This is a genomic window from Candidatus Thiosymbion oneisti, assembly GCF_004359955.1.
GTDB lineage: Bacteria > Pseudomonadota > Gammaproteobacteria > Chromatiales > Chromatiaceae > Thiosymbion > Thiosymbion oneisti.
Window position 1 is genome coordinate 183,994 of record NZ_SMSC01000003.1, and the last position, 16,194, is coordinate 200,187.

Consider the following 16,194-nt stretch of genomic DNA (forward strand, 5'->3'; position numbering starts at 1 on the left):
CAGCTCACGGCCGCGGATACGCTCCGGCATGGGCGAAGCGGGCGGGGAGCCAATCGACACCCAGGCTCAAGGCCTCAGATTGCGACGGCTTTCCAGGTAGGCTCCATCAAATCCCTTTATAGCTCATCCTTGGCTTTCCCTTGGAAACAGAACCTACAAGGGTAGGCTGTGCCCACCGGAGCTGTGCTCACCGGGAAGGCGCAACGCGCCCACTTGCGCGTAAAATTACCACGAGAGTACAACGAAAAAATCTGTTGGAGGAGGAGAGTATGTCCATGAAGATCGGGGCCCCGCGGGAGGTCCATCCGGGCGAGAACCGGGTTGCCGTCACGCCGGACACGGCGGAGCAGCTGCGCAAGCTCGGCTTCTCGGTTGCAATCGAGGCCGGGGCCGGTGAGAAGGCCCACTTCTCGGACAACGCCTATCGTGCGGCGGGAGTCGAGGTGGTGGAGGACGTCAAGGCCCTGTGGGCCCAGTCCGATATCCTGCTCAAGATCCATGCCCCTGAGACCCATCCGTCCGAGCACCTCGAAGAGACGGAGCTGTTACGCGAGGGCGGCACCTTGATCAGCTTCATCTGGCCGGCCCAGCATCCGGAGCTGATGGAGCAGCTGGCCGCCCGTAAGGCGACCGTCTTGGCCATGGACAGCGTGCCCCGAATCTCGCGCGCCCAGAAGCTGGATGCCCTGAGCTCCATGGCCAACGTGGCCGGCTACCGGGCCGTGGTGGAGGCCTCCAACTATTTCGGTCGCTTCTTTACTGGTCAGGTGACGGCTGCGGGCAAGATCCCCCCGGCCAAGGTGCTGATCATCGGCGCCGGGGTCGCCGGGCTGGCCGCGCTCGGCGCCGCCGGCGCCATGGGCGCCGTGGTCCGCGCCTTTGACACCCGCCCGGAGGTCAAGGAGCAGGTCGAGAGCATGGGCGCCGAGTTCCTCATGCTCGATTTCGAGGAGGAAGGCGGCGGTGAGGGCGGCTATGCCAAGGTGATGAGCGAGGAGTTTATCAAGGCCGAGATGGAGCTGTTCGCTCAGCAGGCCAAGGAGGTGGACATCATCATCACCACTGCCTTGATCCCCGGTAAGCCGGCGCCCAAGCTAATCACCGAGGCTATGGTGGAGTCCATGCGGGACGGCAGTGTCATCGTCGACCTGGCCGCCCGTCAGGGGGGTAACTGTGCCCTGTGTGAGCCCGGCGAGGTGGTGGTGCGCCGGGGGGTGACCATCGTCGGTGAGCTGGATCTCCCGAGTCGCCTGCCTACCCAGTCCAGCCAGCTCTACGGCACCAACCTGCGCCACCTGTTGACCGATCTGACGCCGGATAAAGACGGTCGGATCGTCGTGAATATGGAAGACGAGGTGATTCGGGGCACCACCGTCATCAAGGACGGTGAGATCACCTGGCCGCCACCCCCCCCCCACCGTCTCCCAAGCCGCAGGCGACCCCACCGCCCGCCAAGGCGACGCCAACGGCGGCCTCCCCCCAATCGGCGGTGTCGGAAGCGACTCCGGAGAAAAAGCCCAAGGGCCTGGCTACCGCGGCCATGATGGGCGTCGGCCTCCTGGCCCTGCTTGGCCTGGGCAGCGTGGCCCCGGCGGACTTTCTGGCCCATTTCACCGTGTTCGTGCTGGCCTGCTTCGTGGGCTATATGGTGATCTGGAACGTGACCCCGGCCCTGCATACCCCACTCATGAGTGTTACCAACGCCATCAGCGGCATCATCGTTATCGGCGCCCTACTCCAGGTCTCCAACGAGCAATCCTGGTTGGTGGTCGTCTTGGCCGCGATTTCCATCCTGATCGCCACCGTTAATGTCTTCGGCGGCTTCTATGTCACCCAGCGCATGCTGCACATGTTCAGGAAATAAGGGGGTTCGATCATGACTGAAGGCATTCTGACCACCGCATACATTGCGGCCAGCATCCTCTTCATCCTGGCCCTGGGTGGATTGAGCCACCAGGAGACGGCCCGGCGCGGCAACATCTACGGCATCATCGGCATGGCGATTGCCTTGATCGCCGTCATCGCCAGCGAATTCGTCACCAATTACGCCATCCTGGCGGTGTGCATCGCGATCGCTGCCGTTATCGGCATCTACGTCGCAAGGCGCGTGCAGATGACCCAGATGCCGGAGCTGGTGGCTATTCTGCACAGCTTCGTGGGTCTGGCCGCCGTACTGATCGGCTTCGCCAGCTATCTGGACCCGACGACCCACTTCGAGGGCCCGGATGCCGAAGTAGCCAAGACCATCCACGAGGTGGAGATCTATCTCGGCGTCCTGATCGGCGCGGTCACCTTCACCGGCTCGGTCATCGCCTTCGGCAAGCTGAGCGCCCGTATTTCCAGCAAGCCCCTGGCCCTGCCGGCCCGCCACTGGCTGAACCTAGGGCTAGGACTGGTTTGCCTGGGGCTCGGCGTTGGGTTCGTGGGGGCCGAGGACACGGGCTCCGGCCTGATCCCATTGCTGGTCATGACCATCATCGCCTTTGCCTTCGGCATCCATATGGTGATGGCTATCGGCGGTGCCGATATGCCGGTGGTGATCTCGATGCTCAACAGCTACTCCGGCTGGGCCGCAGCGGCCACCGGTTTCATGCTCTCCAACGACCTGCTGATCGTCACCGGTGCCTTGGTGGGCAGCAGCGGTGCCATCCTCTCCTACATCATGTGTCGCGCCATGAACCGTAAGTTCCTGGCGGTGATCGCCGGCGGCTTTGGCACCGCGGGGGGCGCGGTCGCCGCGGGCGGCGATCAGGGCGAGGTCATTGCCGTCTCCGCCGCAGAGACGGCGGCCCTGCTCAAGGACGCCAAGCGGGTGATTATCGTCCCCGGTTACGGGATGGCGGTGGCCCAGGCGCAGCACGTCATCAACGACATCACGCGCAAGCTGCGGGACCAGGGCGTTGAGATACGTTTCGCCATCCACCCCGTGGCGGGGCGCATGCCGGGCCATATGAACGTGCTCCTGGCCGAGGCCAAGGTCCCCTACGACATCGTCATGGAAATGGACGAGATCAACGAGGACTTCCCGGACACGGACGCAGTGCTGGTCATCGGCGCCAACGATATCGTTAACCCCTCGGCCCAGACCGATCCGAGCAGCCCCATCGCGGGCATGCCGGTCCTGGAGGTTTGGAAGGCGAAGACGGTGGTGGTGATGAAACGGAGCATGGCGACCGGCTATGCCGGGGTACAGAATCCGCTGTTCTTCGAGGACAACACCCGGATGCTCTTCGGCGACGCCAAGGCCAGCGTGGACGCCATCCTGGCGAGTGTCTGATCCTCAGCGCCGAGTTTGATCTCGGCGCGGAGCATCCGGTCTCCGAATTGGTCGAAACTCTGGACTAGGGGCTGTCGATACCCCGCTCCAACTCCCCCTGTCGGCGCAGCTCGCGCTTGAGGATCTTGCCTGCCGCATTCCTGGGCAGGTCTTCGCGCAGCTCGAGGCGGCGGGGGATCTCGTGGCGGCCCAGGTGTTCCTTACACCAGTCCCGCAGGCGTGCCGGGTCTAGCCTCGCCCCCGGCTTGGGCACGACGAAGGCGACGGGGATTTCACCGTGCAGCCGGTGGGGTTCGCCCACCACCGCCGCCTCGGCGATATCCGGATATCGATAAAGTACCTCCTCGATCATGCGCGGGTAGACATTCATGCCGTTGCTGATGATCAGATCCTTGATGCGGTCGACCAGGAAGAAATAGCCGTCCGCATCCCGATAGCCCAGGTCGCCGGTGCGGAACCAGTCGCCGAAAAAGCTCTCCCGCGTCTGCGCCTCCAGCCCCCAGTAGCCCTGCATGACGTTGGCACCCCGGACACAGACCTCGCCGTGCTCGCTATCCGCGAGCCAAACCCCATCCGGACCGGCGACGCGCATCTCGACACCGGGGATCGGGAGGCCCACGGAGCCCGGTTTGCGCGGCCCTGCGAGCGGGTTCACACAGGTCACGGGAGCGCATTCGGTAGGCCCGTCGCCCTCCAGGATCGGGATATCGAAGCGCTCCTCGAAGGACGCCATCAGGGCCTGCGGCATGGCGGCACCGCCCGACACGCAGAAACGCACCGAGGCCCACTGGTTCCGGGCCTGGTCCTCCAGTCGCAACAGTAGGTTATACATGCTCGGCACGCCCAGGAAGATGGTCGCGCCATACTCGGCGATGGCCGCGCTTACCGACTTGGGATCGAACTGGCCGACGATCACCGATCCGAGACCATGGAGGAGGGGGGTGAGCATGCCCACCGTGGCCGCGAATGCGTGGAATAGGGGCAATACCACCAGCACACGGTCACGGCCAGGCTCCAGGTGCAATGCCTGCCTGATGCTTGCCGTGTTGACCCGCAGATTGGTATGGCTGAGCATGGCGCCCTTGGGCCGCCCGGTAGTGCCGGACGTATAGAGGATAACCGCCAGGTGGCGGTCGGCGTCGAGCCTCAAGGTGGGCGGCCTTCCCGGCGTTGCCATGAGCTCGTCCAGGGACGGATCCGTGCCGTCGCCGTTGCCGATCCTGATCGAGAGCCCCAGCTCAGGGGCCAATCCACGCGCCTGCTGCGCCACCTCTGCCAAGGCCTGGTGATAGCAGAACCCCTTGGCGCCGGCATCGCTCAGAATAAAGACGATCTCCTTGGGGTTGAGCATCAGGTTGATGGGCACCACCGTGGCGCCGGCCTTGAGTATTCCCAGATAGGCGGCCACGAATTCGGGGGTGTTCGGGCAGTACAAGCCGATCCGGTCGCCGGGCTCGACGCCCCGTCCCGCCAGACCCACCGCGATCCCGTCCGAAGCCCGATCCAGTGTCGCAAAGGTCCAGCTCGGTCCGACGCCCAGCAGCACCGGCTGATCGCCGCGGGCACAGGCGACGGCGCGGAAACTATCGGGAATCGTGTCCCGAGACCCTGTGCTTATACTCATTGGCTCAGTGTCCCTTGCTTAATTACCTCACGTGCTCAGTGCAGAACTTCATCAAGACGACTGGCGGTGAGGACCCGCTCGGACCACGTGAGCAGGGTCTGCTCGTTGGCCTGCTCGATCCGGCGCTGTACTTCATCGGGCAAGGCACCGAATTTCAGGCGCAACTGGCGTTCCAATACCAAGGCTTCACCTTGGTGCTTGCCTTGCCGCATGCCCTGTTGCATGCCCTGTTGCATGCCCTGTTGCATGCCTTGCTGCATGCCCTGCTGCATGCCTTGCTGCATGCCCTGTTCGTGAAAGCGTTCGGCAAATCGGCTCATGGTCTGCGCCTCGTCAGGGTAGTCACGTTGGTATTCGACCCGCTCATTATCGTCAAGCGCCGCATAGATGTCGATGAAGTCCAGGTATTTGAGCTGCTTCTCAGGATCGCATTCCAGCGTGGTCAGCCCCCGAACCGCTTGGGCATAGACCTCGACCTTGCGCTGTACGGGATACTGCATGTTGGGCAGATTCAGCCGGACCACCAGGTTATCGCTGTGGCGATGGTGCTCGTAGGAGAGCTCGCCCAGGACGCAGCTCAGATAGTGAAAATCAAGGTAGGTGTGGTGGTCTCCGCTCAGGCACAGCCGTTGGGGCGCACCAGTTGCTCGGCGCAGGAAGATGACGACCGGGACCACGCGGTCGGTCTTCAGCAGCTCGGCCAGGTCCAGGCAATAGTGGGCCAGGCGGTGGATGGAGAAGCGCTGTGCATTGCTCTCTTCTTCGAGCACGAACAGCAATGCCTCACGCTGCCCGTCGGGCCATTGCACCAACAGGGGAACATCGAGCTCGCGAAAGCGCTCGCCGAGGCGCTCTTGTGGCTGCTCTTGGCGCACGGGTGTGATTTGGGCTGCGCCGACTGCATCGGCTTCGGTCGCGGCGAAAAAGGCCAGCGCCTGATGCGGGTAGTCGAGGATAAGGTTTTTGAAATTCTGATCGTGGGACATGGGCTTGTCCGGGAAAAAATAGGCAATGCTCAGGATAGGATAGTCAACCCTTCTGACAACGCCGAATCATTCAGGATTGCTTTTAACCAGACAGCCTCTCAGATGACCTTGGAGAAACCCGCTGGCCTGTCTTCGGCGGATCGGTAGGCGTCGAAGGCCATGCAGATGTTCCGGATCAGCAATCGGCCCTTGGGCAGGACGCGGATCTGTTGCGCGTCGAGCGTCAGCAGTCCATCCTCCTGCATAGGCGCCAATTTGGGCAGTTCATCACTGAAGTAGTCGGCGAACTCGATACCCCAGGTCTGTTCCAGGTTGGGAACATCCAGCGCGAAGTTACAGATCAGCCGGGTAATGACAGCGCGGCGGATCTCGTCGTCGCGGCTCAGTTCGATGCCCTGGAAGACCGGCAGGCAGCCGGCGTCGATGTCCCGGCAGTATTCGTCGAGGGTCCGCCGGTTCTGGGAGTAGGTGTTGTCTAGCTTACCGATCGAGGTCGTGCCGATGCCGATGAGATCACAGTCCGCATGGGTGGAGTAGCCCTGGAAGTTGCGGTAAAGACTGCCGCTGCGTTGCGCCACCGCCAGCTCGTCATCCGGTCGCGCGAAGTGATCCATGCCGATATAGATATAGCCGGCGTCCGTAAGCAGCTCGCCGGTGGTCTTGAGGATGTCGAGCTTGGTGTGGGGAGACGGCAGGTCCGCTTCATTGATACGCCGCTGGGGCATGAAGCGCTGTGGTAGATGGGCGTAGTTGAAGACGGACAAGCGGTCCGGGGCGAATGCGACGATGCGCTCCAAGGTGTGGATGAAGCCATCCACAGTCTGGAACGGCAGCCCGTAGATGAGATCGATGCTGATGGAGCGGAAACCCTCTGCGCGCGCCGCCTCCAGCACCGCCAGGGTCTCCTCTTCCGTCTGGATGCGATTGACCGCCTTCTGGACCACCGGATCCAAGTCCTGCACCCCCAGGCTCATGCGGTTGAAGCCCAGGCGCCGCAACAGGACGACCGTTTGCACATCCGCCTCCCGTGGGTCGATCTCGATGGCGTATTCGCCGAGCCCGTCCGCCGCCAGCCGGAAGCGGCGCCGGGTGTGGTCCATGAGCTCGCGCATCTGGTCCCGGCTGATAAAGGTCGGCGTCCCCCCACCCCAATGGAGCTGCTCCACCGTCCGGTCGGCCCCGAGCAAGGCACTCTGTCGCTCGAGCTCTCGATAGACCCGCTCCAGATAGGGTTGGGCACGGCTGCGGTCCTTGGTAGCGATTTTATTGCAGGCGCAATAGAAGCAGACCGTGTCGCAAAACGGAATATGGACGTAGAGCGAGAGGGGCCGCCCACTCGCGCTGCTGCGGGCGCAGGCCCGGCGATATTCCGGCTCACCGAAGCCGTCGTGAAACTCTACGGCGGTGGGATAGGAGGTATAGCGTGGACCGCTCTGGTCGTAGCGGCGGATGAGCGCCAGGTCGAAAGCGACGGTTTGATCCATGAGGGGACCTAGAGGAAAGCTGGGGGGAGGCTGGAGGCTGTTTCTACCGCAAATGAGTCAAGAACCGTCGCTGATGGCGAATCGATTGCAACCGATCTGCGTTCATTCTCGTTCATCGGCGGTAAAAAGCGGAGCCGCCGAGATTCAGGTTGAGTATGGGAAAAATGATTCGGCAGCTTCAATCGATCCACGGATGACGCAGATTTTCGCAGATTAAAAGTGAAACAATCTGTGAGAATCTGCGTAATCTGCGGACAGAAAGGACAATCTGATCTTTTACGACCGATTTGCGTTCATTTGCGGCAATAAAGATGACTCCCATGTTATCGGTACTTCGGGACTGCTGTACTAGCCGCCGTCCGAGTCGATTACCAGGCCCCTGCGGTGAGTCTCATTGATCTGCTTGAGTAGAGTATGGAACGGGATCTCGTCCGCGTAGCGCTCCGCCAGATCCATGAAGGGCATGTCTTCGCGCCCGAAGCCATAGGTCCCATCCTGCATGGAGCGGTAGATGCCTTCGATGCCCTCCTGCAGGGGATCGAGGAAGGCCGGGAAGCGGTTGAGGTCCTCCAGCTCGTACTCCAGGCATTCACGCAGATCCCCGACCTCGAAGACTGCCTGGCGTACCCATTCGACGTACTCGTCGATGCTCCTTGCCCGTCTCAGGCTCATAGCGTCTCCAACTCTTTCTCGAAGAGCGGATTAAACTCGGTGAGCTGGTCGCGCTGCATCAGGAACACGCCCTCGCCTCCCCGCTCGAACTCGATCCAGAGAAACGGCAGGTCCGGGAAGCGTTGTTCCAGTTCCGCGGCGGCGTTCCCCACCTCGACCACCAACACGCCGCCTTCGTTGAGATAGGTCGGGGCATCACGCAGAATACGCAAGACCAGATCCAAGCCGGTCTCGCCACCCGCCAGCCCCAGCTCCGGCTCCTTGCGGGATTCCTCCGGCAGGGTGACCAGCTCCGCGGTACTGACATAGGGAGGATTGGAGACGATAATGTCATAATGCCGGTCCCCGATATTCTCGAACAGGTCCGATTGCAGTAGCTGTACCCGCTCCTCCAGGTGATGGCGCGCCCGATTGATGGAGGCTACCTCCAAGGCCGCCGGCGAGATCTCCGCGAGATCCACCTCCACCTCGGGCAAATAAACCGCACAGGCGATACCGATGCAGCCGCTGCCCGCACCCAGGTCCAAGATGCGATGCAGCCCTTCCGATCCGACCCAGGGATCGAAGCCTGCCTCCACCAGCTCGGCCAGGGGTGAACGGGGCACCAACACGTCCTCGTTGACGTAGAACTCCAGTCCCGCGAACCAGGCACGATTGGTCAGATAGGCGGCCGGCTTGCGCTCGTTTATCCGTCGTTCCAGAAGCTCGCAGACCGCTCCCCGTTCGGGAAAGGTGAGTCGGCACTCGCGGTAGGCCGCCGACAGGTCCGGCGGCAGGTGCAGGGCGTGCAGCACTAACTGGACCGCCTCGTCCAGTGCATTGTCGGTGCCGTGACCGAAGAACAGGCCTTCCGCGTTGAAGCGGCTGGCTCCCCAGCGTATGAAATCCTGAATCGTCAGGAGCCCTTCCGGTGAACTTGCCATCTATACTCGACTCGCACGATTGACCAGCGCCGCGCAGAAATGCGGCAAGTAGCGTCAAGAATAACACCTTCGGCGGAACAGTTTGAACCGCAAAGGCGCGGTAGGCACTTGTCTGCCCTACCTGCGGCAGGCAGCTCACTCCGTAAGGCCATGTTTTCGGCTGGATTTATAGCGTTTGCCTTGGTGATAAGGATGTCGGAATCTTGCTCGGTACCATCGTCGCGGCTAACATTCGATGGATTCATCGAGGTCTTGCAGGGCCGATCCGATTTCCGAGAAAACTCCATCCGACCCTTATGGGTACGGACGGTAGTCGTTCCGTTTTGAACCTTTAAGAGTATCAATCATGGCAAATATCCTAGCGATGTTCCCCGGCCAGGGATCTCAATACGTAGGCATGGGTAAGGCACTGTGCGAGGGATTCGAGGTAGCTCGCAATACCTTTTCGGAGGCCGATGAAGTACTGGATTTCAAGCTCAGTGATCTGTGCTTCAATGGCCTGGAAGCGGAGCTACGGTTAACCGCCAATCAGCAACCGGCCATCCTGACGACCAGCATTGCCGTCTGGCGGGTCCTGACGAGTGAAACGGATTTGCGCCCCAAGCTGTTTACGGGCCATAGTCTGGGTGAGTACTCGGCATTGGTTGCGGCCGGTAAGCTCGATTTTGCGCGGGCGGTCAAACTGGTAAGGATGCGTGGTCAGGCCATGCAAAGGGCCGTTCCGGAAGGAACCGGCGCCATGGCCGCAGTAATCGGCCTGGACCCGGCAGCACTGATCGAAAAATGTAAGGCCATAGACACGCGTCTCGGCACCGTCGAGGTCGTCAATTTCAACGGTCCGCAACAGCAGATTGTCTCGGGACACAAAACGGCCGTAGAAGCCCTCACCAAGGCCCTCGCCGACGAAAAGATCCGGTGCACACCACTGCCGGTATCCGCGCCCTTCCACTCCAGCCTGATGGCACCGGCGCGGGAAGAAATGACTCCCAAGCTCGAGGGTACGCCACTGAATCCCACCGAGTATCCGGTCATCGCCAATTTGACCGGACAATTGGCTCAGCCCTATACCATCGACAACTTGATCAAGCAGATCGACAGCCCGGTCCTGTGGACCGATACCCTGGCAACGGCCGTTGCTGAGGGGTGTGATACCTTCTTTGAGGTCGGTCCGGGCAAGGTGCTGTTCGGGCTTGCCAGAAAAGCGGTCCCCAAGGGATCAAAGATCATTCACAGCGACGCCATCGACAAGGCCATCGAGGATGTTTGTATGCTGACTGACTGCTAATCCGGAACCGGTAGTGGTAAATTTTTAACTGATAGCGTAGTTAATAGTCCAAGTCCGCCGAGCCGCATAGCGGCTAAACCCAGTACAGCAGAGCCGAAGTACCGAAAATATCGAATCAGCAATCGCGGACAGGTTGGGGCAGCCGCGGGGACGGAGCCTTTTCGCTTAGATTCGCGTGATTCGTCGTTTTCACTGCTTATGTCTTTATCGACCAAAGAAATTCATAATGCGTCAAATCTGGCGAATCGCTCCAGGGTAACTGGCGAACGCCCGAAATCTGAATGATAACTCGCCAGCAAGCAGTAGGTTACCCTCGATGCCTTAGGCAACCGGAACCTGGAACATGAACGACCTGTATCGTACTGCGTGCGCCGGTTTCGGCACGCGAAGTTATCCCGTGCCTCGCCGCAGGCGGTTGGGCAACGCCCGAAGGGAGCCCCCCAAACACGCCAAGGCGGCGTTACAGCGCTTGACAATAGAGTGAGCTATTCCCTGCGCGCTGTGCCTGGCCTGGGCGCGCTTGGGGGGCTCTGAGAATGCAAAATAAGGCGAAATGGGATACTAGCCCGACCAGGAAAATAACCACAGAAGACACGGAGGGCACGGAGAAAATAGAGAATTTTCTCCGTGTTTTCTCTGTGTTCTCTGTGTCTCTGTGGTGCAAAAACGCGCAACCATGACAAAGCCTTTGGTGGTGGAACTTGACATTCATCGTTTTCTTTACTGCTTGCGTTTTTATCGGCATTCGGCATAAAGAAGTTCATATGCGCTCACTCCGGCGAATCGCCGGTGTGGCTTGCCCGTCGCCAGCGTCGCGGCTAACATTGAGAATTTATCCTGTCCGGCATGGCTGAAGTTCGCTTCAGGCTCTCCGTCAGGGTGCCTGCAGAAGCTGAAAAACTGCCAGAAAAATAGAAACAGAACAATAACAATGCCCAGAACCACCAGAGAGGAATGCCAGATGGCCAAAGACAAGAAGAGCCGCACCCCCCTGCCCGAGCCCTTGCTGATCGATGAACGTGAGCTGGGGATGGACGCGTCCAGCATCGTTGCCGATATCCGACGCCATTTCAATCATACCCTGGGTTGTGACAAGCACTCGATCTCTGCCCACCATCTGTATGAAGCCTTGGTCATCGCCCTGCGGGACCGGCTGATGGAACGCTGGAAAAGCACCCACTATTCATATCAGGACGAGGAGTGCAAGCGTACTCAATATCTGTCGCTGGAGTTTCTGATGGGGCGCAGCCTCGGCAACACCTTGCTGAATCTGGGCATCCGGGAGGAAGTAGAGAAGGCGGTGAGCACCCTGGGATTGGAGCTCGAGAAGATGATGGAGGTCGAGCGTGACGCCGGGCTGGGCAATGGGGGCCTGGGACGGTTGGCAGCTTGCTTCCTGGACAGCTGTGCCACCTTGCAGCTGCCGGTGATGGGCCACTGTATCCGCTATGAGTACGGAATTTTCAGGCAGGAGATCGACGCGCAGGGCGAGCAGGTGGAGAAACCCGATCATTGGTTGGCCTGCGGCAACCCCTGGGAGCTGGAACGCACCGAGTTCATTCAGCGCATCAGGTTTCGGGGGCGGGTGGAGCGCATCGGGGATGGCGACAAGGGTTTTCAGATGCGTTGGGTGGACACCGACGATGTGCTGGCGGTGCCCTATGACATCCCGATCCCCGGCTATCTCAACGGCACGGTCAACACGCTGCGCGTCTGGAAGGCGGTCGCGGTCGAAGAGTTCGACCTGACCCAGTTCAATGCCGGTTCTTACGTCGAGGCCGTGGCGGGGCGCATGCATGCGGAAAACATCAGTAAAGTCCTGTATCCCAACGATGCGAGCGAGAGCGGCAAGGAGCTGCGCCTGCGGCAGCAGTATTTTCTGACCTCGGCGGCGCTCCAGGACGTGATGCGGCGGTGGTTACGGGACCAGGGGGAGGACTTCTCCCCGTTTGCGGAAAAAAACTGTTTTCAGCTCAATGACACCCACCCGGCGGTGGCGGTCGCCGAGCTCATGCGTCTGCTGATGGATAGGCAGGGTATGGGGTGGGACCAGGCGTGGGCGATCACTATCCGCTGCATGGCCTACACCAACCACACCCTGTTGCCCGAGGCGCTGGAACGCTGGCCGGTCCGCACCTTTCGCGAACTCTTGCCGCGGATCCTGGACATCATCTTCGAGATCAATGCGCGCTTTCTCTCCCAGGTGGCCAGTCGCTGGCCGGGCGATACCGAACGCCAGTCGCGGATGTCGATTATCGAGGAGGGCATGGATCCCCAGGTGCGCATGGCGCACCTGGCCATCGTGGGCAGCTTCTCGGTCAACGGCGTTGCAGCGCTGCACACCAAGCTGTTGAAGGAGGGCTTGTTCAAGGACTTCTACGACCTGTGGCCGGAGAAGTTCAACAACAAGACCAACGGCGTGACCCCGCGTCGGTTCCTGGCCCTTGCCAATCCGGGTCTGAGCGAGTTGCTTACCGAAACCCTGGGCGTGGGCTGGGAGGTCGACCTGACCAAGCTGAAGGACCTGCGGCCGAAGACCAAGGACAAGACCTTTGTGCGGAAATGGCAGGAGGTCAAACGCCGGAACAAGGTGCACCTGGCGAAAATGATGGCATCCTGCTGCGGCGTAAAATTCAATCCCGATGCGATGTTCGATGTCCAGGTCAAACGGATCCACGAATACAAGCGCCAGCTGCTCAACGTACTGCATGTGATCCACCTGTATGATCGCATCAAACGGGGCGATACGAACGACTGGACGCCGCGCTGTGTCTTCATTGGGGGCAAGGCCGCGCCCGGCTATTGGCTTGCCAAGCGGATCATCAAATTCATCAACAACGTAGCCAAGGTGATCAACGAGGATCCCGCCGTCGGCGATCGGTTGAAGGTGGCCTTTATTCCCAACTACCGGGTCTCGGCGATGGAGATTATCGCGCCGGGCACCGACCTCTCGTCCCAGATCTCGACCGCCGGCAAGGAGGCATCGGGCACCGGCAATATGAAGTTCATGATGAACGGGGCGGTTACCATCGGGACTCTGGACGGCGCCAACGTGGAAATCCTGGAAGAAGTCGGCAAGGAAAACTTCTTCCTGTTCGGCCTCACGGAAGCGGAGGTCGCAACCAAACGCAAGCCCTACGATCCGGAGCGGATCATCCATGAGGACGAGGACCTGAGCCGCGTTATACAGTTGATCGACAGCGCCCACTTCAACCAATTCGAGCCCGGGGCCTTCGATGCCCTCATCGGCTCGATGCGCAGCCCCGGCGATCCCTGGATGACCCTGGCCGACTTCCGCAGCTTCATCGACGCCCAGCAACGCGCCGCAGAGGCCTTCCGGGACCAGGACCGATGGACCAAAATGAGCATCATCAACGCGGCCTGCTGTGCCCGTTTCTCCAGCGACCGCACCATCGCCGATTACAATCGGGACATCTGGAAACTCAAGCCTGTCGTACCCAAGCTTTCCGACCAGACCGCTTAAGATCATCTCCTTCAGAAGAGCAGGCGCCGGAAATCCGGGGCTGAGCAGACGCTTGGTGGTCCGGCCCACTGCTCGATTAACAAGTTGTTTCGCCCGTAGGATGGTGGTAGGGCGGGTAAGCCAAGGACGGCGCCACCTGCCATATATGCGGTGAACGCGGCAGGTTATTCAGAATGGCATCATGAAGCAGTTGTCAGGGGGCAGGGGTGGCCCCCGTAGGGCGGGACAGGCCAGGGATGGCCGCATCCCGCCGGGCAGTTGTCAGGGCCGTAGGATGCGGTGAGCGCGGCAGGTCTTACAGGATGGCACCGTGAGAAGGTGCGAACTGCATCAATTAATTGTAGTGAGCGCAGCCTTGTCCCGAGCGTAGCGAGGGAGCTTCGTATCTTTGGACGGCGAGCGTGTCCAGCAAGGGTATTGGGCGTAATCGTTCAGACCCCACCGCGTCATTCCGGCAGGGATTGCCGGAATCCAGTGTCAGGGATGGCAAAAACAGTGGAGGGCCTGAACGATACTGTTGGGCACAGACCATCCAAAGATGCGGTTCGCGCGGGGAGAGCGTGCACCGGCCAGCGAGCTCAGAACCACCGCGCTCTCGCGCTCGTTCCCACGCTCCAGCGTGGGAATGCCGTCTTGTCCGCTCCAGCGGACTCAGCTCTCTGTGCTAATAGGCGTTGGCGGTTAGTCTACCGAGGCGCTTAATCGACGCTGGAGCGTCGGGATCTGCTCCCACGCTGGCAGAGACTGTGAAAGTATTCGTTTTCCCCGGAAGTAGTGGGATGAGACCGCCATATTCCACGCTAAACCCTATGCCATGTAGGATGAAGAGAAAGATTTTCTGCTCAATTTAGGGAAAATTGTGTCGTCCTGTCCCTTTGGATCTGAAAATCCAGGAATACTTTCACAGTCTCTGGAGCGTGGGGAGCCAGTCGAAAATCAATGTGTTGGTTTTCCTGGTTCCGTGAACTAAATGAACCGCTTATAGAATAATCCCTTTATAAAACAACAGGATAATGGAAAAATTCATTCATTTTTGGACTCACCCAGCAGGTGAAATAGCCAATCTTTGAAAATCCAAGTAAAAAATCATGAGAGCCAGTCGAAAATCAATGTGTTGGTTTTTAGACAGCCTCTTAGTAAAAAAGCGGAAAAACGACGAATCACGCGAATCCCCGCAAAATTGTCATCCTGAACCAAAGAGAGGGATCTTTTTCGCGTCGATTTGTGTGATTCGTCGTTTTCTTTGAAGGCAGTCCGAGTTGGCCTGCCCTTCCCCAGTCCCTCGTTGGCCGCAAGCCTTCACCGCGCAACCCAATTCCATCACCGACCAGGAGAGCGCCCACCGTGAGCTTCAAGACCATCCCCGTTCGCACCCAACGCCTGAGTCGAAGTATGCTTGCCGTACCTGGATCCAAGCCACAGTTTTTCGAAAAGGCGGCCGCCGGTGCGGCAGACCTGATATTTTTCGACCTGGAAGATTCGGTCCCACCGGACAAAAAGGCGCAGGCGCGCAAGGAGGTGATCGCTGCACTGAACGAACTGGATTTCCGCGGCAAGAGTGTTTCGGTGCGTATCAACGGCCTGGATACCCACTATATGTATCGAGATGTAGTGGATGTGGTGGAACAGGCCGGTAGCCGCCTCGACCTGATCCTGGTCCCCAAGGTCGGCTGCGCGGCGGACATCTATGCCCTGGATATGCTGCTCACCCAGATCGAGCAAGCCAAGGGCATCAAGAAACGGGTCGGCATCGAATTACTCGTCGAAACCCCCCTGGGGCTCCAGAACATCGGCGAAATCGCCGCGGCTTCGCCCCGCAATGAGAGTATCGTTTTCGGTTCCGCCGACTATGCCGCCGCCGCCGGAGCGCAGACAGCCAGCATAATCGGCGCGCCCAACCCGAACTATCACGTATTGACGGACCCCGACCCGGAGGGTGGGCGTGAGCGGCATTGGAGCGACATGTGGCACTATCATCTGGCACGGCTGGTGGCAGTGGCGCGCGCCAACGGGTTGCGCCCGATCGACGGACCCTTCTCCGATATCAAGGACCCGGACGGCTGGACGGCGAGCGCGAAACGGGCCCGCACCCTGGGCTGTGAAGGCAAGATGGCGATCCACCCCAGCCAGGTAGAGCTGGCGAACGAACTGTTCAAACCCTCCGCCGACGAAGTGGCACAGGCGCGCCGTGTCCTGGCAGCCTTAGAGCAGGCCGAACAAACAGGGGCAGGCGCCGTGACCCTGGATGGTAAGATGATCGATATCGCCTCGATCAGACAGGCCGAAGCGACAGTCAAGAAGGCCAACTTGGCTGCCGAGAAAGCGGTGCCTTGAGGAGATCTTGAAAAATTGCCTTTCCGGCAATTTTTCAAGACGCGAAGTGGAAACGCGGTTTTCACGGATCGGATCCGGAGAGCGGCAGCGTGTGGGCATTGGTAGTGGTATTTTTTAAATGCTAG

General features: G+C 60.2%; 12 protein-coding genes. 6 read left to right on the forward strand and 6 right to left on the reverse strand.

The window, feature by feature from the left end; genetic code table 11:
- The first annotated feature begins 269 nt into the window (after nucleotides 1-269).
- From E1958_RS02785 to pntB, 3 genes are read left to right on the forward strand one after another with little or no spacing between them, the layout of a single operon-like run.
- Nucleotides 270-1,544, forward strand: a complete 1,275-nt coding sequence (locus E1958_RS02785; RefSeq protein WP_243448453.1) for a Re/Si-specific NAD(P)(+) transhydrogenase subunit alpha — start codon at nucleotides 270-272, stop codon at nucleotides 1,542-1,544.
- Complete coding sequence (locus E1958_RS22235; protein WP_243725223.1) at nucleotides 1,490-1,864, forward strand: proton-translocating transhydrogenase family protein; 375 nt, start codon at nucleotides 1,490-1,492, stop codon at nucleotides 1,862-1,864. The genes E1958_RS02785 and E1958_RS22235 overlap by 55 nt, the downstream gene beginning before the upstream one ends.
- 12 nt (nucleotides 1,865-1,876) lie before the next feature.
- A complete protein-coding gene (pntB, locus tag E1958_RS02790; RefSeq protein ID WP_133510503.1) occupies nucleotides 1,877-3,277 on the forward strand; it encodes a Re/Si-specific NAD(P)(+) transhydrogenase subunit beta in 1,401 nt (466 codons plus the stop codon).
- A 64-nt stretch (nucleotides 3,278-3,341) separates the two neighbouring features.
- Here pntB and E1958_RS02795 read toward each other — a convergent pair whose 3' ends face one another.
- From E1958_RS02795 to prmB, 5 genes are all read right to left on the reverse strand, one after another.
- Entirely contained in the window at nucleotides 3,342-4,901 is a 1,560-nt protein-coding gene (locus E1958_RS02795; protein WP_133510504.1) for a long-chain-fatty-acid--CoA ligase, read from the reverse strand.
- Between the two features lie 35 nt (nucleotides 4,902-4,936).
- Entirely contained in the window at nucleotides 4,937-5,887 is a 951-nt protein-coding gene (locus E1958_RS02800; protein ID WP_133510505.1) for a hypothetical protein, read from the reverse strand.
- Nucleotides 5,888-5,985: 98 nt separating this feature from the next.
- Nucleotides 5,986-7,371, reverse strand: coding sequence for an oxygen-independent coproporphyrinogen III oxidase (gene hemN / locus E1958_RS02805; RefSeq protein WP_133510506.1), 1,386 nt, complete (start codon nucleotides 7,369-7,371; stop codon nucleotides 5,986-5,988).
- Nucleotides 7,372-7,719: 348 nt separating this feature from the next.
- Entirely contained in the window at nucleotides 7,720-8,043 is a 324-nt protein-coding gene (locus tag E1958_RS02810; protein WP_133510507.1) for a general secretion pathway protein GspF, read from the reverse strand.
- Complete coding sequence (gene prmB / locus E1958_RS02815) at nucleotides 8,040-8,966, reverse strand: 50S ribosomal protein L3 N(5)-glutamine methyltransferase (RefSeq protein ID WP_133510508.1); 927 nt, start codon at nucleotides 8,964-8,966, stop codon at nucleotides 8,040-8,042. Before prmB ends, E1958_RS02810 begins: the two co-directional genes overlap by 4 nt.
- A gap of 346 nt (nucleotides 8,967-9,312) precedes the next feature.
- Between prmB and fabD the strand changes: the two genes are divergently transcribed.
- Nucleotides 9,313-10,251 carry an ACP S-malonyltransferase gene (gene fabD / locus E1958_RS02820; protein ID WP_133510509.1) on the forward strand — a complete coding sequence of 313 codons (939 nt, stop codon included), beginning with the start codon at nucleotides 9,313-9,315 and terminating at the stop codon, nucleotides 10,249-10,251.
- A gap of 735 nt (nucleotides 10,252-10,986) precedes the next feature.
- Here fabD and E1958_RS02825 read toward each other — a convergent pair.
- Nucleotides 10,987-11,226 carry a hypothetical protein gene (locus E1958_RS02825; RefSeq protein WP_133510510.1) on the reverse strand — a complete coding sequence of 80 codons (240 nt, stop codon included), beginning with the start codon at nucleotides 11,224-11,226 and terminating at the stop codon, nucleotides 10,987-10,989.
- Here E1958_RS02825 and E1958_RS02830 point away from each other — a divergent pair.
- Nucleotides 11,213-13,735, forward strand: a complete 2,523-nt coding sequence (locus E1958_RS02830) for a glycogen/starch/alpha-glucan phosphorylase (protein WP_133510511.1) — start codon at nucleotides 11,213-11,215, stop codon at nucleotides 13,733-13,735. The genes E1958_RS02825 and E1958_RS02830 overlap by 14 nt on opposite strands.
- Before the next feature lie 1,344 nt (nucleotides 13,736-15,079).
- On the forward strand, nucleotides 15,080-16,069 hold the full coding sequence (locus tag E1958_RS02835) for an HpcH/HpaI aldolase/citrate lyase family protein (RefSeq protein WP_243725224.1): 990 nt from the start codon (nucleotides 15,080-15,082) through the stop codon (nucleotides 16,067-16,069).
- Nucleotides 16,070-16,194: the final 125 nt, after the last annotated feature.